The organism is Salinisphaera sp. SWV1 (assembly GCF_052044155.1).
Lineage (GTDB): Bacteria > Pseudomonadota > Gammaproteobacteria > Nevskiales > Salinisphaeraceae > Salinisphaera.
Map to the genome: position 1 here is coordinate 1 of NZ_JBQDYE010000006.1, position 22,322 is coordinate 22,322.

Sequence of the window (22,322 nt, forward strand, 5' to 3'; positions counted from 1 at the left end):
AAATTGACCAAGGCCCGAATCCGAACCTACGGCAGACGACTCTCGGGACATCATTTGGCTTCTATTTCAGCAGCGCCCTAGATCCGACTCCGCTCTGGCCAGCAGACGAAACTCCTCGTCGGCTGTTTTGGCGACCAAGTGCCGCCGGCTGTAAAGAAAAAACCATGCTGCGCCCACGACAAACAACAAGATCGTGTAGCCAAAGGCATGCGGATCGAAGGCATAAACGCCTGTGAGTGCGATCACCGATAACACCAGAGCGATTCCGGAGGTCACCACGCCGCCCGGCGTTCGATAAGGCCGATGCAGCTGCGGCTGGCGCAGACGCAGCAGGATATGGCTGGCGGCCATCAGCGCGTAAGACAGAGTGGCACCGACTACGGCCATGCTGAGAATCAGGTCGCCGGCCCCGCTCAACGACACGATGAAGCCCAGCACACCGGGCACGATCAGGGCCCAGATAGGCGTCTTGCGCTCGCCCGTCAGCGACAGGAAGCGCGGTAAGTAGCCGGCGCGTGACAAGGCGAACACGAGCCGGCTATAGCCGAAGATGATCGAGAAGAACGAAGCGACCAGACCGGCGAGCGCCAGCACGTTGACCAGCGTGGCGATACCGTGGCTGCCGCTGGCGCGCAGTGCATCGACCAACGGCACCCCGCTGTCGCCGATCATCTTCGCGCCGCCGGCGCCCGCCAGCAGTACCACCACGAGCACTGCCGTACCGATCAGAAACAGCATGGCGGCGATTATGCCGCGCGGGACGTCGCGGGCCGGGTTCTTGGATTCCTCGGCGGCCAGCGGCACACCCTCGACGGCCAGGAACAGCCACATGCCGAACGGCAGCGCGGCCCAAACGCCGTACCAGCCGTACGGCAGGAAGCTGGAGGCGCCGGCTGCATCCGTCGGCGGGATGTCGAACAGGTTCGTGGCATCGAAATCGCCGATCAGGGCGATCGAGGTCACAGCGATAGCGAATACCGCCAACGCGCTGATCGCGAACATGGTCTTGAGCGCTTCCCCCGCCCCGGCCAGATGAATGCCCACGAACACGATATAGAACACCGCATACACGAGCGGCCCATTGAGCCCGGTCAGTTCAGCCACCGCGGAACCAATAAAGATCACGATCGCCGCCGGCGCCAACGCGTATTCGATGAGCACCGCCAGACCGGTGAGATAACCGCCGGCCGGGCCCATGGCCTGACGCGCGAAGCTGTAGCCACCGCCAGCCGCCGGAATCGCGGCCGACATCTCGGCCAGCGAAAGCACCAGCGAGAAATACATCACGCCCATCAGGATGGCAGCAATCACGAAGCCGCCCCAGCCGGCCTGGCCGATGCCGAAGTTCCAGCCGGCAAAATCGCCGGAGATCACGCCGGCCACCCCCAGTCCGGCCAGCAGCACCCAGCCGGCCGTGCCCTGGGCCAGCTGTCGCTTGGCCAGATAGTCCTGTTCCATGGTCGGATCGCTCATGGCATGCCTCAGTGGGTTGCTTGGTGTCGTGGGAAGTAGCAGATCAGCCGGTCAGAAAATTGCGGGTGCCCGCGCCGTGGTTATCGATCACACCGTCATCGCTGCGGTCCTTGAGGCCGACGCCGGTCAGGCCAAGATGGCGCGCCTCACCGAGCAGATAAGCCAGCCGCCGGGCGGCCGACTCGAGCTTCAGCCCGGCCGGCCGGACGTTGGAAATACAGTTGCGGTCGGCGTCGCTCGTGCCGTCGCCGGGCTGCCAGGTCAGATACAGCCCGAGGCTGTCCGGTGAACTCAAACCCGGCCGCTCGCCAATCAGGACCAGCACTGCTCTCGCATTCAGACGCGGCGCGATGTCGTCGCCGATGGCAACACGGCCCTGCTCGACGACCGTGAGCGGAGCTAGACGCCAATCGTGTGCGCTGCTTGCCAACTCGCGTGACAAGGCGTCGAGAAAGCCCACGGCATGATCGTGGATAGCCCGGGCGGATAGTCCGTCGACCACGGCCACAGCCAGGTCGAACGGCTGCTGCGCGCTGCCTTCATCGCCGGCCAATGCTTCGCGCGAGGCCTCGTCGAGCCGGCGGCCGAGATCGGGCCGCTGCAGATACATCATGCGATCCTCGGCCTGACTGTGCAGGCGGATCGGCGCCTGACCGAGCGGCCCCTCGATCGCCGCGTCGGCCAGATCCAAACACCAGGCTTCGACATCGAAGGCCCGATGCACCGCGTCGATGGCCTGAGCATGAGCCAGCTGGAACGCCAGCATGCGATCGGTCGGCAGGCTGACGCCGGCCCGACCGAGGCCAATCCGAGCATCGGTGAAGGCCCGCAGCTGGCGCCAGCAATTGGGGATCACGCCGCCGTCATCGGCCGCGCGCGATACGCCCGCCGTGACATCGGTGAGGTTTCGATCGTCACTCATCGGGCTGCCCTCCGGCCGGCAACCGCGCCAACGCATCAGCAAAAGCAGTCGGCGTCTCATCGTTCAAGCGATGATTGACTGCGTCGGTGAACACGCCGGCTTGCTCCAGCCAGGCCTCGAATTCCGGTGCGGCGCGCAACCCGAGCGCCCGACGGGCATAGAGCGCGTCGTGGAACGAGGTGGTCTGGTAATTGAGCATGATGTCGTCCGAGCCCGGAATGCCCATCACGAAATTGACCCCGGCCACGCCCAGTAGCGTGAGCAGGTTGTCCATGTCGTTCTGATCGGCCTCGGCATGGTTCGTGTAACAGACATCGCAGCCCATCGGCACGCCAAGCAGCTTGCCGCAGAAGTGATCCTCTAGCCCGGCACGGATGATCTCCTTGCCGTCGAACAGATACTCGGGCCCGATGAAGCCGACCACCGTATTGGTCAGCAGCGGCTTGAAATGACGGGCCACGGCGTACGCCCGAGCTTCCAGCGTTTGCTGGTCGATGCCGTGGTGGGCATTGGCCGACAGCGAACTGCCCTGCCCGGTCTCGAAATACATGACGTTGTCGCCGACCGTGCCGCGTTTCAGCGACAGCGCGGCGTCTCGCGCCTCGGCCAGGTCCGACAGACCAAACCCGAAGCTGCGATTGGTGGCCTCGGTTCCGCCGATCGACTGGAACACCAGATCGACCGGCGCCCCGTCCTCGATCGCCTCGAGCGTGTTCGTCACATGGGTGAGCACGCAGGACTGGGTAGGAATCTCATAACGCGTGATAATGTCGTCGAGCAGGTGCAGCAGACGCATGGTCTGAGGGACGTTGTCGGTGGCCGGATTGATGCCGATCACGGCGTCGCCGTTGCCATACAACAGGCCATCCAGAATCGAGGCGGCGATGCCGGTGGCGTCGTCGGTGGGATGGTTGGGCTGCAGGCGGGTCGACAAACGCCCAGGCTGGCCGATCGTGTTGCGGAACGCCGTGACCACCGGCGCCCGCTTCGCGGCCAGAATCAGATCCTGGTTGCGCATGATCTTGGAGACGGCCGCCGCCATCTCGGGCGTGATGCCAGGCCGAACCGCGGCGACCACCTCGCCATCCACGGCGTCGGACAGCAGCCAATTGCGAAAATCGCCGACCGTGAGATGCGAGATCGGCTCGAACGCCTGTCGATCGTGCCCGTCGAAGATCAGGCGCGTGATCTCGTCGTCTTCATAGGCCACCAGCGGCTCTTCCAGAAACCGCTTGAGCGGCAGCTCGGCCAGCAGCATCTGGGCGACTACGCGCTGCTCCGCCGATTCAGCGATGACGCCGGCCAGCCGATCCCCCGATCGCGCGGGGGACGCCTTGGCCATGACGTCGGCCAGCGAGTCGAAGATAAAAGTCCGCTCGCCCAGGGTATATCGATAATCGCTCATGGTTATGTCTCTGCAAGGTCCCTGCCCATCTCGTGTATCACCTTGCACGCTTTTAGGGCATGCCGGTGATTCCTCCATTTTTACGCCTCGCAAGTCGGGCCCGCAGGAACTGCTCCGGCCCCGCCCGCCCCGCGGACAGCCGGCCCATGGAGCGGACAAGTCGAACTCGGCATTCGGAATGCGATTGATCGCGGTGCTTCCGCATGCCGGAGCCGCCCACAACACGATGCGGCAAGAGATGGAAACGGCGATGCGGGTTCGGCTGGGGCCGCCAATCGTCGGCGGCCCCAGCTCAAGTCACGACGACTGCATATCGAGCACGACACGCCCCTCGATGTCACCCGCGCGCATGCGATCGAGAATGGCGTTGATGTTCTCGATCCTGTCGCTGCTCACCGTGGCGCGCACGATGCCGTCGCCCGCCAGATCCAGCGCTTCCTGAAGATCCAGCCGGGTGCCGACGATCGAGCCACGTACCGTGATGCCGTTGAGCACCATGTCGAAAATCGACAGATCGAATTTCCCGGGCGGCAAGCCGTTCAACGCGACGGTGCCGCCGCGACGCACCACTTCGAGCGCCTGACTGAACGCGATCTCCGATACAGCGGTGACCAGCGCGCCATGGGCGCCGCCGATCGCCTCCTTGATGACCGAACCCGGATCCTGCTTCTTCGCGTTGACGGTCAACTCGGCGCCCAGGCGCTCGGCCAGCTGCAGTTTGTCATCGGCCACATCAATAGCCACGACCCGCATGCCCATCGCCCTGGCATACTGAACCGCCAGATGCCCGAGCCCGCCAATGCCCGAGATCGAAACCCACTGGCCGGGCCGGACCTCGCTCATCTTCAAGCCTTTGTATACCGTGACGCCGGCACACAGGATCGGGGCAATCTCCAGAAAATCGCTCTTGTCCGGGAGATGCCCGACATAATCGGCATCGGCCAGAACATAATCGGCGTAGCCGCCGTCCACGCTGTAACCGGCGTTTTCCTGGGATTCGCATAGCGTCTCCCAGCCGCCGAGACAATGCTCGCAGTAGCCGCAGGCGCTATAGAGCCACGGCACGCCAATACGGTCGCCTTCCTTGAGGTGCTTGACGCCCTTGCCCACGGCATCAACGAATCCGACCCCCTCGTGGCCGGGGATGAACGGCGGCTCGGGCTTGACCGGCCAGTCGCCTTCCACCGCGTGTAAATCGGTATGACAGACCCCGGACGCCTGAACCCGCATCAAGACCTGCCCCGGGCCAACTTCCGGCACCGGCACTTCGCGGATGTCCAGTGGTTCCTTGAAGGCGGGGACAACGGCTGCTTTCATCATTCTCATGATTCACTCCTCTCGTTTTTTATGTGACACGCTGTAAGCGCGCCCCTGGCCGGAACACGCGTGGCCAAGGCTTGAAGATTTCTCGTACGGACACGGCGCCCGCTCTTATCCGACGACGCGCGACGGCTTGGATGGCAAGCCGGCGCTGTCGCTCGGCTGTGTCGAGCCGCCACGCCAGTTCGCCAACCCTTGGCTGCCGCGTCTCCCCGTTTTCGGACCATCACGGGCGCGGACTCGGGCGAAACGGCAACAGGCTCTAGAACAAGCCGGCCGGCTCGTCCGAATACGACACCAGCTGACACTTGGTCTGCTGGTAGTGCTCGAGCGCTTGCTTGTGCGTCTCGCGGCCGATACCCGAGCGCTTGTAACCGCCGAATGCGGCATGCGCCGGATACTGGTGATAGCAGTTCACCCAGACCCGGCCCGCCTGGATCCGGCGGGTGACGCGATGGGCCCGGTTGATATCGCCGGTCCACACGCCGGCACCGAGGCCGAACTCGGTGTGGTTGGCGATCGAGATGGCCTCAGCTTCGTCGGCAAAGGTGGCGATGGCCTGGGTCGGGCCGAAGATCTCTTCCTGAAAGATCCGCATGCTATTCTGGCCCTTGAACATGGTCGGCTGAATATAGAACCCGCCGGCGAGCTCGCCTACCATCTCGGCCTTGCCGCCGCCCAGCAAAAGCTCGGCGCCTTCATCGCGGCCGATATCCATGTACGACATGATCTTGTCGAACTGTTCGCGCGAGACCTGGGCGCCGATTTCGGTATCGGTATCCAGCGGATTGCCCTGGCGCAGGTTGCGGGCACGTTCGATCGCGCGCTCCATCAACGGCTCGTAGATATCCTCCTGAATCAACGCGCGCGACGGACAGGTGCAGACCTCACCCTGATTGAGGAAGGTCATCATCAGCCCCTCGACGCACTTGTCGATGAAGACATCGCCGCGCTGGAATACATCCGAGAAATAGACGTTCGGCGACTTGCCGCCCAGTTCCAGCGTGACCGGTACGATGCGCTTGGCGGCATTGCCCATGATCTGGCTGCCGACCGGCGTGGAGCCAGTGAAGGCCAGCTTGGCGATGCCGGGGTGCTCGGCCAGCGCCGCACCGGCTTCGGCGCCCAGGCCGTGCACCACATTGAGCACGCCCGGCGGCAGGATATCGCCGATGAGTTCGAGCAGATTGCAGATCGAGGCCGGCGTCTGCTCGGCCGGCTTGAGCACGCTGCAGTTGCCCGCGGCCAGCGCCGGCGCGATCTTCCAGCCGGCCATCAGCAGCGGGAAGTTCCAGGGGATGATCTGGCCGACCACGCCGAACGGCTCGTGGGTGTGATAGGCGACGATCTGTTCGTCGATCTCGGAGATCGAGCCTTCCTGGGCCCGGATGCAGCCGGCGAAATACCGAAAGTGATCCACCAACAGCGGCATGTCGGCGGCCAGCGTTTCGCGTACCGGCTTGCCGTTGTCCCAGGTTTCGGCAACCGCCAGCGCTTCCAGATTCCCTTCGATCCGGTCGGCGATCCGCAGCAGCAGCCGCGAGCGTTCGGTGGCCGGCGTGGCCGCCCAGGCCGGTGCGGCCCGGCTGGCCGCCTCGACCGCCGCGTCGATATCCGCTGCGTCGGAGCGCGGCACCTCGCAGAAGGCCTCGCCGGTCACCGGGGTGACGTTGGTCAGATAACGGCCGCCGGCCGGAGCCCGCCACTCGCCATCTATGAAATTGTCGTAGCGTTCGTTGAAGCGGACCAGGGCATCGCTCTGGCCGGGATTAGCATAAAGCATAATGGCACTCGCTCGGCTTTTCGTGATTTTTCGAAAAAGGATCGCAACTTGCGGCGTGATTTCACGCTAGCGCGATCGCGGGGTGCCGACTTGTCGGACAGTCGCAAACGCTTGCCCCCCAGTCTCAATTGCCGGGTCACGACGAGATGATATCGATGCTATCGAATACTTCGCTGAAAAGTCGGGATAATCCGATCAAACTTATCGAAAATCGGGTGGCGATTGCGGGTGATAATTCGCAGCTGTCGATTTATGACACTTATTATCCGGCTACGCGGGTCGCGTTATCGTCGAACCATCTGCTGTATTGCGGCATGATTACGGGGCGCAAGATCATGCACGGCGCCACCGAAAAACCCTGCGAATTCCGACCCCACGAATCATTTGTCATGGCACCGGGCGAGCGCGTGTATATCGATTTTCCCGAAGCCCGCCTGGATTCGCCCACCACATGCATGACGGTCGAGATCGAGCGCACGCAGGTCGCCCGGGTCTGCGACCTGCTCAACCATCGCCAGCCACGTGACAGCGAGCTGCCGAGCTGGGATTACGTGCCCCGCGCCCTGCACATGCCTCACGGCGTCCATACCCAGGCGCTGCTCGAACGGCTGATATCTCTGTATTGCGACGATCATCCGGATCGTGACGCCATGATCGATCTGGCCCTCGACGAACTGATCATGCGCATGCTGCGAACGCAGACACGCGAGCTGCTGCTGGAAGAGATCGAGGCCGATAACCGGCCCAAACACGGTCTCGCCGCTGCCCTGCAGTGGTTGCGCGACAATCTCGCGCAGCCGCTCGATTGCACCGAACTCGCCCGTTCCGCCTGTATGAGCAAAGCTCAGCTTTATCGACAGTTCAAGCGCGAGATCGGGTGTACGCCCGGCGAATATCAACAGCGGCTACGCATCGATCGAGCCCGGGATCTGCTCTCGCGCACCTCGGCGTCGATCACCGAAATCTGCTTCGACCTCGGCTATCGAAGCCCCAGCCATTTTTCGCGCTGCTTCAAGGCCGCGACCGGGGAAACGGCCAGCGGTTATCGCGCCCGCTTGGCCCGCGATGCTCCGGCCGACGGCGCGCTCGCCGCCGGTTCACGCGTGCCGTGAGTCGCTTCGGGCGGTCTGCATCCATCGTATGCCGTGGCTGACGACCCCCTCTCACTCGGCCCGCAGCAAGCGGGGCGTCCCGGCGTCGTACGGCCCGCGATCACCGACGATAGACGGCGCGACCGACGCAAATCGTCCAGGCTGTCGCCGCGCCTCTCAGGGCCCGGCCACTCGAAACGCCCGGGATCGATCGTGCGTGCCGCGTGCGACGATCCAATGGCCCCGCCGAAACAGGTCGCGAACGACAACGCGATATGCACAAAAAAAGCCCGGCCTGATGGCCGGGCTTTCCGTGCGATGATTCGCCCGTACGGGTGTCGCGTCGTTTAGCGGCGATCGGCCGAGTCGGACATCGCGACTTCGTGGCGCACCGCATTGTGGCCAGCCCGAAGCTGGTCGGTGTTACGGCGCGTGGCGTGCGGGACTACGTGGTCCTGATAGTTGCCCGCTTCGACATGGCTGTTCGCTTCGGCGAGACGCGCATAGTGGGCATGCGTGCGATTGTGGTGAACGTTGGCCGTGTGCCGGGTGGCGCTGGGCAGCTTATGATCCTGATAGTTGCCGACAAAGGCGTGGGCGTCTGCATTGGCGCTGGCCAGACCGATCACGGCTGCGCTGGCGGTAAGGGCGATACTGCGAAACAGGTTCCGATGCGTCATGATTTTGACCTCGTTATCGACTAAGACTTTTGTCGTACGGCGGACAGTCTGCAGCCGAAACCGTCGTTTGCAAGGCGTTTTATGCGACTAAAGTTTAATGTTTCCGATAGCCTTTATTTATCCCGATCGTGCCAGCGATAGCTACCCCCATCCAATAGCTTGATAATACAGCTATTTGCCGAGGCGACACGGCCTTCGTCGCTGCCGGTCATCGGCACTGCATGCGCCCCGGCCGGCTCAAAAAGATTCGCGCCGCAGACCGGGGATGTCTTCCATGGCCGGGTCATGCGCGCCGGCGAAGCCGCGCTCGCGCGCCTCCCCGACGCTGCCCGAAGAGCCGAGTGCTCAGACCTGATCGCGCCTGAAACAGTTGAGCGCATGATCGTTGACCAGCCCCGTCGCCTGCATCCAGGCATAGACGATGGTCGGCCCGACATACTTGAAACCCCGTTTTTTCAGCGCCGCCGCCAGCACGCGCGAAGGCTCGGTCTCGGTGGGCACATGGCGGCCGTCGCCGACCTGCACCCGATGGTCGACGAACGACCATACGAACGCGGCGAAGTCTTCCCCGGCCGCCTGCATCGCGAGATAGGCGTGGGCATTGCCGATCACGGCCTCGATTTTCGCCCGCGAACGCACGATGCCGGGGTTGGCCATAAGTCGTTCGATGTCGGCCGCTTCGAAGCGCGCGACGCGCTCGGGATCGAATTCGGCGAACGCCTGCCGGAACGCCTGCCGTTTTCGCAGGATGGTCAGCCACGACAGGCCGGCCTGAAAGCCGTCCAGCATGAGCTTCTCCCACAGGGCGCGCGGATCGGTTTCGGGTACACCCCATTCGGCGTCGTGGTAGGCGACCAGCAACGGATGACTGCGCGCCCAGGCGCAACGCGCGGGCTCGGCATGCGATGAGCTCATGACGTTCATTCTCCTTACATGACGGACCGGGCTGCCGACGCCGCGACGCGCGCCAGCGGCCAGCGGACGCCACGCCGAGGCGCCGCGAAAGCAGGCGTTGCGCTGCCGGGCCGATGGCTTGCCCCGCAAGATCATGCCATGCGGCGCGGCTCGGCTGGCCCGGCATGCCTTGCGACAGCGACGCGGGGCTCGTATGAAATGGCAACAGCCCCTACCATTCCATGGCTGGGCTGCCGCCACAGACCATCGCAAGCGGTGGCATACGGCGGCAGCGCGCCGCAACTGTGACTCCGGAGCCCACTCATGTCCGAATCGATTCCGACCCAGATGGCTGCAATGCAGCTGGTTGGCCACGGCGACGTCGATCAGCTCGTGTACAACGAACAGACGCCGGTGCCCGAACCGGGCCCGGGCGAAGTGCTCGTCCGGGTGACCGCCACCGCCAAGAACAATACCGACCGCAAGGCCCGCGAGGGGCTGTACCCGACCAAGGACAAGGGCGACGTGACGTCGTTCGCCATCGGCGGCGCGCCCACGCTGACTTTCCCGCGCATCCAGGGCGCGGACATCGCCGGCCGGGTCGCCGCGGTGGGCGAAGGCGTGGACGCGTCGCGCGTGGGCGAGCGCGGGCTGCTGGATTTCAATATCTATGGCAGCGACCGACGCGATATCAATCTCACGCCCGATTATTACGGCCACGGCGCCGACGGCGGCTTTGCCGAATACGTAGCCGTGCCGTCCGACCAGTTCCACACCGTGGACAACGCCGAGCTGTCCGACGCCGAGCTCGCATCGATGGGCATGTGTTCCTATCAGACGGCTTATCACATGATGACGGCCGCGCGCGTATCGGCCGGCGAGCACATACTCGTCACCGGTGCCAGCGGCGGCGTGGGCACGGCCCTGATTCAGCTGTGTCGCATCGTCGGCGCCATTCCCTATGCCCTGTCCACGCCGGAAAAGGCGGATGCGCTGCTCGAACTCGGCGCTGAACACGTCTTCGACCGGCGCGCCATGGACGATTTCCCGGACCAGGTACGCCAGGCCACGGGCGGCGTGCCGTTCGACGCGGTCATGGATCTGGTCGGCGGCGAGGCGACCATGCGTTTCATCGAGGCCATGACCTTCGACATGAACGCGCGCTCGACCTACCCCCGGCTGTCGATCGCGGGCGCGAGTGCGTCCAACGTCACGGAAGTCATGTGGACCGTGATCTATCTTTACCAGGTGCATATCTTCGGCGTATCGCACGGTACCCGCGAAGAAGCCGAGCAACTGATCGAATGGATCCGCGCCGGCGAACTCAAGCCGGTGCTGCATGCCGCGTTCAAGCTCTCGGAGCTGCGCGAATGCGAGCGCTATTTTACCCATCGCGGCTCGAACTACCTGGGCAAGATCGTGGTCGTACCCGATGCCCTGTGGGCCGAGCACGGCGCCCCCTACGCCCTGGAGAACACCTGATGTCCCGACAATACGCCCTTCGCCTGATGGATACTCATGCCGGCGGCGATGTCTCGCGCATCGTCACGGGCGGCGTGCCCGAGCTGCCCGGTGACACCGTGCGCGCCCAGATGGTGTATCTGCGCGACGAAGCCGACGACCTGCGCCGCCTGTTGCTGGAAGAGCCCTATGGCATTCCGGAGATGTCGGTGGATCTGCTGGTGCCGCCCAGCGACCCCAGGGCGGTCGCCGGCTACATCATCATGGAAGTGATGGGTTACCCGATCTATTCCGGCTCCAACACCATCTGCACCGCCACCGCGGTGCTCGAATCCGGCATCGTGGAAAAGGTCGAGGGCATTCAGCACTTCACGCTGGAAGCGCCGGCCGGGCTGGTGGAGATCGAGGCCCGGGTGAAAGACGGCGTGGTGGAGGCGATCACCTGTCAGGGGCTGCCGAGCTACATCGATACCTACGACGCCCGCATCGATGTGCCGGGCATCGGCGAGATCACCTATCACGTGGCCTACAGCGGCGGCTTCTATGCGCTGGTCGATGCCACCGAACTCGGCTTCGAGCTGGTTGCGCCGGAGGAACGCCGGCTGGCCGACGCCGCGCATACCATTGTCGAGGCGATCCGCGCGGATCGCGTATTCTCGCACTACAGCCTCGGCGACGTCGGGCCGTTGCCGTTCCTGCATTTCATGGGCCCGGTCGACAATCCCGCCCGGGGCTTCTACCGCTCGCGCTCGGCAACCTACGTGCATCCGGGCGTGATCTGCCGCAGTACGACCGGCACCGGCACCTCCGCGCGTCTGGCGCTGATGAACCATCGCGGCGAAATCGAACCGGGCGATCGTCTGGAAACCGTGTCGTTGCGCAACACACGGTTTGTGGGCGAATTCGTGGCCCGCGACAATGCCGAGGGGCAGGATGTGGTGCGTAACACGATCACCGGCCGGGCCCACGTCATAGCCGAATCGGAAATCATAGCCAACGCCGACGACCCGATGATCCAGCATCTGACGCTCAACCACGTGGTCGAGACACGCGGTTGAGGCGATTGCCGCGGCGCACCCGGCTTGATTTTGATACCCGCGCCATCATTTTATCGGCTGAACAGGCGGTCAATCGGGAACAGACATGGCGGAATACAGCAGGAACGAAGACGCGGTATCCCGGCTCACGCCGGAACAATATCGCGTCACCCAGGAAAACGGCACCGAACGCCCCGGCACGGGGGAATACCTGCATAACAAGGAACCGGGCATCTACGTCGACGTGGTGTCCGGCGAGCCCCTGTTCGCGTCCTCGGACAAATACGAATCGGGCTGTGGCTGGCCGAGTTTCACCAAGCCGGTCGAGACCGCCCATGTCAGTGAGCTGACCGACAATTCGCTGGGCATGCGCCGCACCGAAGTCCGCTCGGCGCACGGCGACAGCCATCTCGGGCACGTTTTCCCCGACGGCCCGCCCGATCGCGGCGGACTGCGTTACTGCATCAACTCCGCGGCGCTGAAATTCATCCCCAAGGATGAAATGGACGCCGCGGGCTACGGTGAGTATATCGATCAGGTGGAGGACATCGGATGAGCGCACAACGAGCCATTCTGGCCGGCGGCTGTTTCTGGGGCATGCAGGACCTGATCCGCCAGAAGGACGGCGTGCGGGCCACGCGGGTCGGTTATTCCGGCGGCGAGATGGCGAATCCGACCTATCGCAATCATGGCCATCATGCGGAAGCGATTGAAGTCGTGTTCGACGACGAACGCATCAGCTTCCGCGAGTTGCTGGAATTCTTCTTCCAGATTCACGACCCGACGACGAAAAATCGTCAGGGCAACGATATCGGCGAATCCTATCGCTCAGGCATCTACTATCTCGATAACGCCCAGCGCGAGATTGCCGAAGACACGATTGCTGACGTCGAAGCCTCCGGTCTCTGGCCGGGCAAGGTCGTGACCGAGCTCAAGCCCGCCGGTGAATTCTGGGAGGCCGAACCGGAACACCAGGATTATCTGGAGAAATTCCCGCACGGATACACCTGCCACTTCCCGCGGCCGAACTGGGTTTTGCCGCGCCGCAAGAGCGCCTGACTTAACAGCGTCACCGGCGGCATGGCGCTGTGCAGCGCTCATGCCGGCGCCACAACTACGGCCTCCGAGGCGGCCCCATCGCGATCGTCGGTAATCAGCCGCTGGCGTTCGCCTGGCCGCCGCCCTCGGCGAACTGCGCGCTGTAGCGCGCCGGGAAACGCGTTTTCAACGCCGCGACCTTGGGCTCATCGTTGACCCGCAGGTAGTAGCTGTCCGGATGCTTGACCGCATAGTTCTGGTGGTACGACTCCGCCGGGAAGAACTTCTGGCCCACGCTGACCCGGGTCGCGATCGGCCGGTGGAAGACATGCGCGCGATCGAGCTGCCGGATGTAGGCCCGGGCGACCCGTGCCTGACCGGCGCTCGCGGCAAAGACCTCCGAGCGATACTGTGGGCCCCGGTCCGGGCCCTGGCGATTCACCTGGGTCGGATCGTGGGCCACCGAGAAATAGATTCGCAACAGATCCGCGTAGCTGATCCGGGCCGGATCGTAGGTGATGCGCACCGCCTCGGCATCGCCGTAGCGGCCGGAACTGGAGTCCGAATAATTGGCGTGCGCCTTGTCCCCGCCCGCATAGCCTGACACGACGTTGGTGACGCCCTTGACGTGCGAGAACACTTCTTCCATACCCCAGAAGCAGCCGCCCGCCAGGACGGCCTGCGCGGTCTGGCTGCCGGGCCGCGACAAATGCGCACGGGCCGCCGGCACCTGCGTCCCGTAGACCGAATCGGCCGACCGGGCAGGCGTGTCGTACATCGCGGCCCCCAACACCACCGCGGCCGCCGCGCCGAGGGCGGCCAAAGTCGTGGATCGTTTCAATCGAGCGTGCATATCAACCTCCGTTGATGTCGTGCCCGGCGCGGTCAGGCCGCGCCCGTGGGTATGAAACGCAGGGCGACCGAATCCATGCAGTAGCGCAGGCCGGTGGGCTTCGGGCCATCGTCGAACTTGTGGCCGAGATGGCCGCCGCATTGCGTGCACGCGATCTCGGTACGGGTCATGCCGAAGCTGTGATCCGTGTGCTCGGTGACGTTCTCGGCCGCGATCGGCTGGTAGAAACTCGGCCAGCCCGTGCCGGAGTGGAACTGCGTCGCCGAATCGTACAGCGCGTTACCACAGCCCTGGCAGCGATAGATGCCCTGCTGTTCGGGCGGGTTGTAGTAGCGCCCCGTAAACGGCCGCTCGGTACCGTGCTCGCGCAGGATATGGTATTGAGCCGGGGTAAGCTCGGCCCGCCACTGGGCCGGCGTCTTGATTACGCGTTCGACCGTACGCTTGCCCAGTCGCTTGCCGTGATCGTCGAAGGCCACGATGGTTACCGGCCCGGTCGCCTCGGTGCCGGCCTGGCTGTCACCCGCGGCGCTGGCGGGCAACCAACGCGTCAGGCCCACCAGCAGACCGGCGCCGAACACGGTCGACGCCCCGATCAGAAAACGGCGCCTTGGATTGTTGATGCGCTGGTTCATTTCGCTCTCCCGCAGATCGCTTCAGGGGGCCCGCGCCATCGGGGTGCCCAACATGGACGCGGCACTCGCTCGCATGCTTGTCGACGGTATACTCGGCGCGCCAGCGACTGCGCCATTGAATATACGCCGCAAGGCCGGCAGTTGATGCGGCGTTGCCCCGGCCGCTGCGGCACGCCCTGCCCGTCTGGCGCTGACGTCAGTCGGGCTCCGGCCCACTCTGGCCCGCCCCGGCGCGATCAATAACAGGCCGCCTTCCCGGCGCGCCGAACAGCCCCGGCCATGAGTTCGGGCCACGAGTCAGGCAAGATGGCCGGCGGCAACCCGCCGGCCGATCAAGACTGGCCGTTTTACTTGGTCTTGCTGGCCTTGGTGGCGGTCTTGTGCTTTTTGTGGGTGTGACTGGTCTTCTTCTTGTGGGCCATCGCGCTGTGGTGCTTGGTGGCCTTTTTATGGGTCATGGTCTTGTGCGCCGATGTCGCGCTTTCGGCGGCGCTCGCCGTGGCGGCAACGCCCAGGGTCGACAGGGCCAGAATCAGGGCGGTCATCACGGCATGCTTGCGAACGTTCATGGTCGATTCCTTTGTCATTGTTCGAATCCCGGCCCGGGTATCGGGTCGTGGCATTGAGATTAGGCGCCCCGGCCCGGGCAATCATCACGAATCGATCACATCGATCGTGAAGCTTTCGTGATGATGCGAGCTCTGCTCTGGGCTAGCGTAGATACATCGTGTAACGGAGTAAGTCGTGACCCGCCCCATTCTCTGCGTCGAAGACGATCCCGATATCGGGCGCTTGCTGATCGCATTACTGGGCGATGCCGGCTACCCGGCGATCTGGGTCGACGACGGCGAAAAGGCACTGTCGCGCTGGCGCGAAGCGTCGCTGGTGATTCTCGACCTCATGCTGCCGGGCATCGACGGTCTGGCGGTCTGCCGCGAGATTCGGACCGCGGACGCGGCGCTGCCGCTGATCATGCTGACCGCCCGGGCCGATACGCGCGAGGTCGTGCATGGGTTGGAGATCGGCGCCGATGACTACATCACCAAACCGTTCGACGGCGCGATACTGCTCGCGCGCGTGTCGGCGCTGCTGCGCCGACACGCGCGGGCCGGCGCCGGCCAGCTGCCGCGCGGCGCCGCGCCGATCGCGGTGCACGATCTGGTCATCGATATCGATGCTCATTACGCCACCCTGCACGGCGAACCGCTCTCGCTGACGGCCAAGGAGTTCGCATTGCTGTCGTTGTTTGCGCGCCATCCGGGCCACGGGTTCTCGCGCTCCGATCTGCTGGACGCGGTCTGGGGCCCGGAGTTCGATGGTTTCGACCATACCGTGAACACGCATATCAACCGGCTGCGCAACAAGATCGAGGCCGATCCATCCGATCCGCGCTATATCCTGACCGTCTGGGGCGTGGGCTATCGCTTCACCGACGCCGACCGACAGCCGTCCTCGTGAACGTTCTGCGCACGCTGCGCCGCCTGTCGCGTAGCCTCTATGGGCGCCTGGCGCTGGCCTATCTCGCCAGCCTGCTGGTGATGTCGCTGGCCACCGCCTGGATCGCCGTCGGCCAGTTCGATCTGCTCGGCCGGGAATGGCTGCAGCGCAATCAGCTGCATCTGGCCTCCCATCTGGCCGCGCGGCTGGCCAGGCCGTTGTCCGAGGGGCTGACCAGCCGGCCCGCGCGGCGGGCCGTGCAGCACATCAAGAGCATCAACCCGGCGCTGTCGATCTATGTGCTCAACCGCTCGGGCGAGGTGGTCGGGGCGTGGGCAGACGACCGCTGCGCGCTGGGCGGCCGGATTGCGATCGCCACGATCCGGCGCCTGCAATCGCATCTGCCGATGCTGCCGGTCTACGCCGATCTGCCGTGCGATGACGGCCGCAACGTATTCTCGGTGGCCAACATCCACTACGGACCGCAACGACATCGCGGCTATCTGTTCGTCGTCCCCGAAGCAGATACCAATATGTCGGTGGCGCGCATGTGGCAGACCAGCAGTATCTCGCGTTCGCTGGTGGTGGCCGGCGTGGGTGCCCTGCTGGTATCCGCCGCCCTTGGCCTGCTGCTGTTCGCCTTGCTGACCCGGCGCTTCTCGCGGCTCACGCGCGCCATGCAACGCTTCGCCGAAGGCGACCACAGCCAGCGTCTTTCCATGCAGACCGACGACGAGGTCGGCCGTGCGGCGCGGGCATTCAACGACATGGCCGCCACCATCGAAGCCCAGGTGTCGGCGTTACGCGAGAATGACCGGCAACGCCGCGACCTGGTCGCCAGCCTCTCGCACGATTTCCGCACGCCGCTGACCGCGCTGCGCGGCTATGCCGAGAAACTCCGGGCGGACGTACCCGAACACAACCGGCCCGGGGTCGATGCCTTGCTCGCCAATGTGGCGCGCCTGACTCGCCTGGCCGAGCAACTCTCGCTGCTGGCCTGCATCGATATCGATGAACGCGCCCTGCACGTCGAGACTTTTCCGGCGGCCGAACTGATCCATGACATCGCGAACAAATTCCGTCCCGAGGCCGAGGCCGCCGGCATCGTGCTGACAGTCGACTGCGTCGAGCCGCTGCCGGTCGCCGCCGACCTGGAACTCGTCGACCGGGCGCTGACCAATCTGGTCGACAATGCCCTGCGCGCGACCGACCCCGGCGGCCAGGTAACCTGCTCGGCTGCCGTGACCGGCGAACGCGTCCGCATTACGGTGACCGATACCGGCATCGGCATACCGGCCGAGGAGATCGGACTGGTCGTCCAGCGCTTCTACCGTACACGCGAGGCCCGCAGCCGACATGCCGGCAGCGGTCTCGGGCTCGCGATCGTGGCCGAAGTCTGTACGCGGCACGGCACACGACTGGAACTGACAAGCGACACCCACGGCACCGTCGCCGCCTTCGAGTTGCCCCTCGCCTAGACCACTTGGCTTGCGGATGCGATCCAGGCCCCCTGCCAGCCCACCGACCGCTGCCGAAGGCATCGATGAAGCTGTCGCGCGATTCGGCGAGCGGTCGAGCAATGGCGGCTGGTGTTTGCCGAACTACATCCGGTGACGGTCACCGAATACGGTGCGCATTGCACAGGTCGACCGGCATATCGATGCTGCATCGCGGTTCGTCCCTCGCCCCGAACATGGGCGCGCACTCGATACGCGCGCCCGGCGGATGGCTTGCTGGGCCTGGGCACTCGGCGATGTACGGCGCGCGCCCCGAGGACATCGAGCCCGCAGCACGGCAACCGGCGCGAGCGACGACAGGACGGGCTCGATGACCGGCCCGGCCCGGGACGGCACCGCACCTGGGCGATTTGACGATGGCTCGGCACGGGCGGTGGACGAAAATGGCCGGCCGCCCCCATCTGCAACCTCAACCCCGGTTGCGGTCAAACGGGCCGCTCAGCTGGCTGTGCCGCTTTCCGAGTCGCGCACAACCGCATCCGCGGGCAGATCGAGTACGAAACAGGCGCCGCGTTCGCGGTCCGGCTCGATCCAGAGTTGTCCGCCGTGATACTCGGCCAGTCGACGACTGACCGACAAGCCCATGCCCATGCCATCGCCGCCGGAACGAAAGGCCTGAAATATCACGTCCAGATCATCGGCCGGCACGCCGGGGCCGGTGTCGGCGACACGAATACGGATGGCCCGATCGTCGAGTGCTTCAGCGTCAATACGTATCGCCCGGATGTCGCTGTTCGCGACCGCCTCGATCGCGTTGCCGATCAGATTGACCAGAATCTGTTCGAGCTGGCCCGCATGCCCGCGACAGGGCGGCAACGCCGACTGGGCGGCGCAACGCACTTCCACGTCGGCCGCGCGGGCCGATCGCTCGGTGATTTCGATGCTGCTGTAGATCACCTGCAGGACATCACATTCGCTGAATGTATCCGCACCCCCGCCCACCAACTCGCGCGCCTGGGTGATGATGTTGCTCGCACGCGTGGCCTGTGTCTGGATGGCCCGCACCAGCGTGCCGATCCGGCTCGCGGGCTCGCCGGCCTCCAGCATTCGGGGCAGCACATCGGCGTAATTTCTGATCGCCGACAGCGGCTGACGCACCTCGTGCGCCATGCCGGCCGCGATCTCGCCGAGCCTGGCCATGCGTTGCATCTGCACGAACCGGTCATCGCGCGTCGCGGCCGGCACCGGGGCCCGGTCCTCGATCCGGCCGAAGATCATGAACGCGCCCCACAGCCGATCACCCTCGGCGTCCGGCACGATCTGAACACGCAGGCGCTCGGTCGGCTCATCGGCGCGGCTACAGTAAACCAGGCCGGTGAACGACTTGCCCTCGGCAAAGGCGCGGTCCAGGAATTCCTCGATATCGGGCGAACAGAGGCCCGCAAAGAACTGCGACGGCCGGCTATTGGCCGCGGGCGCGCCGAAGCGACGCTGGAAGGCGCGGTTCGTGAAGCGGAAATGCCCGGCATCGTCGAGATAAGCCACCGCAAGCGGCAGACTATCCGCCAACAAATACAGCCGCCTATCACCCACAGGCCCATCCGGCATCGAATCACCCTGAAAGATAGCGGCGCGTTATGATGCTGTAGTCTGCACTAGGGCCTGTTGCCGTTTCGTGCGAGCGCCGCGTTGGAGACCGCAAATCGTGTCCGGCAAGGCGCGAGTCGCCGTGTCGTGGCGTGCCACGACCCAGACTCGCAACGCCGCAGGGCGCCCCTAGTAAATTTTTTATGGGCGGCCCAACCCTTCGGGACAAGCGCTGTTGTGCGGCAATCCAGCGTTGTAGCCCGCTTGTGCAGAGTGACTGCACGGCGCGCACTACGCCTCGTCTTGCCGCACAACAGCGCTTGGCGCGGACTCGCACGAAGCGGCAACAGGCCCTAGAACCGGATGGCAATCCACAGATCCCGCCGCCCAGAGACACTGGGCGCGAAGGGCTGCGGGCAGGGACTGCGCGCTCGCCTCGGACCCAGAGTGGTCATGATTGCCGCCGGCGCGTTCGACCGGCGGCTGTGCGCCCGCAACTGACGACAATTGACAGCGCGCGCCCCGTTTTCGTACATACAACACACGAAACCGACAAAGTTGACCCGCGGGGAGGGGTCGACATGAAGACACGCGTCGTCGCAGCCTGCGCGCTGCTCGCCATGATAGCCACGATCGGCGTCGCCTGGGCGGGGCAACCGCCGCAGGTGGAACTGGTCGACGTATACCACGGGAAAGTGGATGTCACGAACTACTGGGTATCGGAAAAGTATGACGGCGTACGCGGCTACTGGGACGGCCAGCAAATGCGCACACGCAGTGGCTCGGCTGTGGAGCTGCCGGCCTGGTTCACCGCGCATTTTCCGACCACACCCATGGACGGCGAACTCTGGGCCGGCTACGGCCGGTTCTCGACCGCCTCGACCCTGGTGAGAACAGCCGGCCCGGAGGATCCAGGCTGGCACGCGATCAGCTATCGGGTATTCGACCTTCCCGGCCGCAACGACGATTTCGACGACCGCGTGCCGGCGATTCGCCGCACCGTCGCGCGCATCGATGATCCATGGGTTGTCGCCGTGCGCCAGTTTCACGTCGCCGACAAGGACGCATTGCAGGCGGCGCTCAAGAACGTCCTCGCCAGGGGTGGCGAAGGGCTGGTCCTGCATCGCGGCAGCCGCGACTACACGCCGGGCCGCCATGCCGGCCTGCTCAAGGTCAAGCCCTATCGCGATGCGGAGGCGCGCGTCGTCGGCATCCACCCCGGCCATGGCCGTTTGAACGGGATGATGGGCTCGCTCGAAGTACGTATGCGCGACGGCCGCCAGTTCGCGATCGGCACCGGCTTCACCGACGAGCAGCGCGCCGACCCACCGCCGGTGGGTTCATGGATCACGTTCCGCTATCAGGGCACGACCGCCACAGGCCTGCCCCGCTTCGCCCGTTTTCTGCGCCGGCGCACCGGGGGGCCGCCGCCGGAAATTACCGCGGACGGCCACGCCGCCGCGCCGGAAGCCGAAGGCATCGAGGCCGACGACGACGCATAAACGCCCTCAGAGTTTAACGTCGAAGCCTTCGAACTCGGGCGGCCCGAGATAGATATCGCGGCGTCCGCCCGCGTTCTCGTGGGCCTTGCGAAATGCTTCGCTTCGCGTCCAGGCCTCGAAAGCCTCGCGCGAATCCCACTCCGAATGCGAGGCGAACAGCGTGTGCTCGTCCGTACTGGGCCCTTGCAGCAGGTTGAAGCGGCGAAAACCGGGCACCTGGTCGAGATGGGTTTAGCGCTGGCGCCAGATGGCGAGGAATTCGTCCTCGCAGTCAGGCTTGATCCGGAATCGATTCATGGCAATGAACATGGCATGGCCGTCGGTCGAAAAACGAGGCCTGATTGTAGACGCCTACCGTGCGCCCCGACAGAGGCATTCCGCGCCGGTTGCCGGTGGAGCCTCCCCGCTTGGGCTTGATCGCTTGCCTGCAGCGAAACGTCGGCCCCGTGTTCAATATGCGGTCAGCATCGATGATGGCCGCGGTCGCCGGCTGTCGCCCGACAACACCGTGCGCCCCAGCCCGGCGCTGGCATTCGCGCCGCGTTCACCTTATATTGCGCGCTATCTAATTTTTACGGGATTCATTCATGCCATTCGTCAATATCGCCATCCTGGAAGGTCATGATCGCGAATACGCCGAAGCGGTGGCCGACGCGGTCAACGAAGCGGCCCTCACCGCGCTCGATTTCCCGGCCGACGATCGCTATCAGCTGATCCGCGAATTCGCGCCGCACGCCCTCCAGCTCCAGACGCGTACCGCAGATCGCGTGATGCTTCATCTCGTGTTGCGCTCGGGCAAGACCGACAGCCAGAAAAAAGCCTTTTATCGCCGGGTGACCGATAATCTGGCGGCCCGCCCCGGTATCGACCCGCGCAACGTCATGATCACCATGACCGAGAACAACGACATCGACTGGTCCTTCGCGGATGGCAAGGCCAGCTTCATCGAAGACTGACGCGTGGCGCACACCAAAAAAAGCCGGCATCGCTGCCGGCTTTTTCATCCATGGGCCCGCAGCCCGGCGGGCTGTCAGCGGTTGCGCGCGTGGATGAAGGTCCAGTAACCGAAGGCGTTGACGGGCACGGACTCGATCACGTCGAGATCGGCCATGGCGAGAAATTCGTCGATCGGGAACGACGGCCGGAACCCCACCAGCTTGGACAACGGCGACGCCAGCCGCTCCAACTTGGCCATCGGGCCCTTGTGGCTGAAGTGGTTGACGATAAAGATCTCGCCGCCCGGCTTGCAGACCCGCTTCATCTCCTCGACCAGCTTGTGCGGATCGGGGGCGACGGATACCACGTACATCGCCACGACCTTGTCGAAGCTATCGTCGGGATACTCGGTGGCCTGGCCGTCCATCACCTGCAGCGTGATGCGATCGGCATTGCCGTTCACGCGCTGACGGGCATGTTCGAGCATGTCGGGCGAGACATCGATGCCGACCACTTCCACGCCCTCGGGGTAATGCTCGAGTGACAATCCAGTGCCGACACCAACTTCCAGTACGCGATCGCCGGCCTGGCAATCCATCTTGTGCACCGCGACCTGCCGTCCCTGTTCGAATACGGGACCGAAGAATCGGTCGTACGTACTGGACAGACGGCGGTAGGCGGTAACGACGGAACGTTCATCCATGGCGTGGTATGACCCGGGTTGCTTGACGAGGATGATCGAAAGCGCGAGGAGAATACGCCGATCTGCCGACGGATACAAAAAAGACCCGCCGCGCAGCAGCGGGTCGGC

At 64.6% G+C, this 22,322-nt stretch carries 23 protein-coding genes; 10 read left to right on the forward strand and 13 right to left on the reverse strand.

Annotated features, from left to right (window positions below; translation table 11 throughout):
* Positions 1 to 66: 66 nt before the first annotated feature.
* The 5 genes from eat to ACS8YF_RS04150 all read right to left on the reverse strand — a co-directional run bounded on the left by eat (position 67) and on the right by ACS8YF_RS04150 (position 6,903).
* On the reverse strand, positions 67 to 1,473 hold the full coding sequence (gene eat / locus ACS8YF_RS04130; RefSeq protein WP_440848957.1) for an ethanolamine permease: 1,407 nt from the start codon (positions 1,471 to 1,473) through the stop codon (positions 67 to 69).
* A gap of 43 nt (positions 1,474 to 1,516) precedes the next feature.
* Positions 1,517 to 2,395: an ethanolamine ammonia-lyase subunit EutC gene (gene eutC, locus ACS8YF_RS04135; protein WP_440848958.1), complete on the reverse strand. Its 879-nt coding sequence runs from the start codon at positions 2,393 to 2,395 to the stop codon at positions 1,517 to 1,519.
* Positions 2,388 to 3,800, reverse strand: coding sequence for an ethanolamine ammonia-lyase subunit EutB (locus tag ACS8YF_RS04140; protein ID WP_440848959.1), 1,413 nt, complete (start codon positions 3,798 to 3,800; stop codon positions 2,388 to 2,390). Before ACS8YF_RS04140 ends, eutC begins: the two co-directional genes overlap by 8 nt.
* A gap of 297 nt (positions 3,801 to 4,097) precedes the next feature.
* Positions 4,098 to 5,129: an alcohol dehydrogenase AdhP gene (adhP, locus tag ACS8YF_RS04145; RefSeq protein WP_440849072.1), complete on the reverse strand. Its 1,032-nt coding sequence runs from the start codon at positions 5,127 to 5,129 to the stop codon at positions 4,098 to 4,100.
* Between the two features lie 253 nt (positions 5,130 to 5,382).
* Positions 5,383 to 6,903 (reverse strand): aldehyde dehydrogenase family protein, encoded by a 1,521-nt coding sequence (locus tag ACS8YF_RS04150; protein ID WP_440848960.1) that lies wholly within the window; start codon positions 6,901 to 6,903, stop codon positions 5,383 to 5,385.
* Between the two features lie 155 nt (positions 6,904 to 7,058).
* Here ACS8YF_RS04150 and ACS8YF_RS04155 point away from each other — a divergent pair, with 155 nt between their 5' ends.
* Positions 7,059 to 8,015 (forward strand): helix-turn-helix domain-containing protein, encoded by a 957-nt coding sequence (locus tag ACS8YF_RS04155; protein WP_440848961.1) that lies wholly within the window; start codon positions 7,059 to 7,061, stop codon positions 8,013 to 8,015.
* Positions 8,016 to 8,341: 326 nt separating this feature from the next.
* Here ACS8YF_RS04155 and ACS8YF_RS04160 read toward each other — a convergent pair whose 3' ends face one another.
* Positions 8,342 to 8,674, reverse strand: a complete 333-nt coding sequence (locus ACS8YF_RS04160; RefSeq protein WP_440848962.1) for a hypothetical protein — start codon at positions 8,672 to 8,674, stop codon at positions 8,342 to 8,344.
* 345 nt (positions 8,675 to 9,019) lie between these two features.
* Positions 9,020 to 9,589 carry a DNA-3-methyladenine glycosylase I gene (locus tag ACS8YF_RS04165; RefSeq protein WP_440848963.1) on the reverse strand — a complete coding sequence of 190 codons (570 nt, stop codon included), beginning with the start codon at positions 9,587 to 9,589 and terminating at the stop codon, positions 9,020 to 9,022.
* A 303-nt stretch (positions 9,590 to 9,892) separates the two neighbouring features.
* Here ACS8YF_RS04165 and ACS8YF_RS04170 point away from each other — a divergent pair, with 303 nt between their 5' ends.
* From ACS8YF_RS04170 to msrA (ACS8YF_RS04185), 4 genes are all read left to right on the forward strand, one after another.
* Complete coding sequence (locus ACS8YF_RS04170) at positions 9,893 to 11,050, forward strand: zinc-binding dehydrogenase (RefSeq protein WP_440848964.1); 1,158 nt, start codon at positions 9,893 to 9,895, stop codon at positions 11,048 to 11,050.
* Positions 11,050 to 12,087, forward strand: coding sequence for a proline racemase family protein (locus ACS8YF_RS04175; RefSeq protein ID WP_440848965.1), 1,038 nt, complete (start codon positions 11,050 to 11,052; stop codon positions 12,085 to 12,087). Before ACS8YF_RS04170 ends, ACS8YF_RS04175 begins: the two co-directional genes overlap by 1 nt.
* Positions 12,088 to 12,172: 85 nt before the next feature.
* The gene (gene msrB, locus ACS8YF_RS04180; RefSeq protein ID WP_440848966.1) at positions 12,173 to 12,622 is read left to right on the forward strand and encodes a peptide-methionine (R)-S-oxide reductase MsrB; all 450 of its coding nucleotides are present in this window, start codon (positions 12,173 to 12,175) and stop codon (positions 12,620 to 12,622) included.
* A complete protein-coding gene (gene msrA, locus ACS8YF_RS04185; protein WP_440848967.1) occupies positions 12,619 to 13,125 on the forward strand; it encodes a peptide-methionine (S)-S-oxide reductase MsrA in 507 nt (168 codons plus the stop codon). Before msrB (ACS8YF_RS04180) ends, msrA (ACS8YF_RS04185) begins: the two co-directional genes overlap by 4 nt.
* Positions 13,126 to 13,219: 94 nt before the next feature.
* On the opposite strand, the gene msrA (ACS8YF_RS04190) is transcribed toward msrA (ACS8YF_RS04185), so the two are convergent.
* The 3 genes from msrA (ACS8YF_RS04190) to ACS8YF_RS04200 all read right to left on the reverse strand — a co-directional run bounded on the left by msrA (ACS8YF_RS04190) (position 13,220) and on the right by ACS8YF_RS04200 (position 15,161).
* Positions 13,220 to 13,957, reverse strand: a complete 738-nt coding sequence (msrA, locus tag ACS8YF_RS04190; RefSeq protein WP_440848968.1) for a peptide-methionine (S)-S-oxide reductase MsrA — start codon at positions 13,955 to 13,957, stop codon at positions 13,220 to 13,222.
* A 32-nt stretch (positions 13,958 to 13,989) separates the two neighbouring features.
* Positions 13,990 to 14,592, reverse strand: a complete 603-nt coding sequence (gene msrB / locus ACS8YF_RS04195) for a peptide-methionine (R)-S-oxide reductase MsrB (RefSeq protein ID WP_440848969.1) — start codon at positions 14,590 to 14,592, stop codon at positions 13,990 to 13,992.
* Between the two features lie 347 nt (positions 14,593 to 14,939).
* On the reverse strand, positions 14,940 to 15,161 hold the full coding sequence (locus ACS8YF_RS04200; protein WP_440848970.1) for a hypothetical protein: 222 nt from the start codon (positions 15,159 to 15,161) through the stop codon (positions 14,940 to 14,942).
* 175 nt (positions 15,162 to 15,336) lie between these two features.
* Between ACS8YF_RS04200 and ACS8YF_RS04205 the strand changes: the two genes are divergently transcribed.
* Together ACS8YF_RS04205 and ACS8YF_RS04210 are read left to right on the forward strand one after the other, a co-directional pair.
* A complete protein-coding gene (locus tag ACS8YF_RS04205; protein WP_440848971.1) occupies positions 15,337 to 16,050 on the forward strand; it encodes a winged helix-turn-helix domain-containing protein in 714 nt (237 codons plus the stop codon).
* Positions 16,047 to 17,507, forward strand: coding sequence for a sensor histidine kinase (locus tag ACS8YF_RS04210; protein ID WP_440848972.1), 1,461 nt, complete (start codon positions 16,047 to 16,049; stop codon positions 17,505 to 17,507). The genes ACS8YF_RS04205 and ACS8YF_RS04210 overlap by 4 nt, the downstream gene beginning before the upstream one ends.
* 477 nt (positions 17,508 to 17,984) lie before the next feature.
* Here ACS8YF_RS04210 and ACS8YF_RS04215 read toward each other — a convergent pair whose 3' ends face one another.
* Positions 17,985 to 19,079: an ATP-binding protein gene (locus ACS8YF_RS04215; RefSeq protein WP_440848973.1), complete on the reverse strand. Its 1,095-nt coding sequence runs from the start codon at positions 19,077 to 19,079 to the stop codon at positions 17,985 to 17,987.
* Positions 19,080 to 19,558: 479 nt separating this feature from the next.
* On the opposite strand from ACS8YF_RS04215, the gene ACS8YF_RS04220 reads away from it, so the two are divergent.
* Positions 19,559 to 20,575, forward strand: a complete 1,017-nt coding sequence (locus ACS8YF_RS04220; protein WP_440848974.1) for a DNA ligase — start codon at positions 19,559 to 19,561, stop codon at positions 20,573 to 20,575.
* A gap of 6 nt (positions 20,576 to 20,581) precedes the next feature.
* Here ACS8YF_RS04220 and ACS8YF_RS04225 read toward each other — a convergent pair whose 3' ends face one another.
* A complete protein-coding gene (locus ACS8YF_RS04225) occupies positions 20,582 to 20,791 on the reverse strand; it encodes an antibiotic biosynthesis monooxygenase family protein (RefSeq protein WP_440848975.1) in 210 nt (69 codons plus the stop codon).
* 79 nt (positions 20,792 to 20,870) lie between these two features.
* On the opposite strand from ACS8YF_RS04225, the gene ACS8YF_RS04230 reads away from it, so the two are divergent.
* Together ACS8YF_RS04230 and ACS8YF_RS04235 are read left to right on the forward strand one after the other, a co-directional pair.
* On the forward strand, positions 20,871 to 21,200 hold the full coding sequence (locus ACS8YF_RS04230) for a hypothetical protein (protein WP_440848976.1): 330 nt from the start codon (positions 20,871 to 20,873) through the stop codon (positions 21,198 to 21,200).
* Positions 21,163 to 21,531, forward strand: a complete 369-nt coding sequence (locus ACS8YF_RS04235; protein ID WP_440848977.1) for a tautomerase family protein — start codon at positions 21,163 to 21,165, stop codon at positions 21,529 to 21,531. The genes ACS8YF_RS04230 and ACS8YF_RS04235 overlap by 38 nt, the downstream gene beginning before the upstream one ends.
* 74 nt (positions 21,532 to 21,605) lie before the next feature.
* Here the strand turns inward: ACS8YF_RS04235 and ACS8YF_RS04240 are convergent, their stop codons facing one another.
* Positions 21,606 to 22,214 (reverse strand): class I SAM-dependent methyltransferase, encoded by a 609-nt coding sequence (locus ACS8YF_RS04240; protein ID WP_440848978.1) that lies wholly within the window; start codon positions 22,212 to 22,214, stop codon positions 21,606 to 21,608.
* Positions 22,215 to 22,322 lie beyond the last annotated feature (108 nt).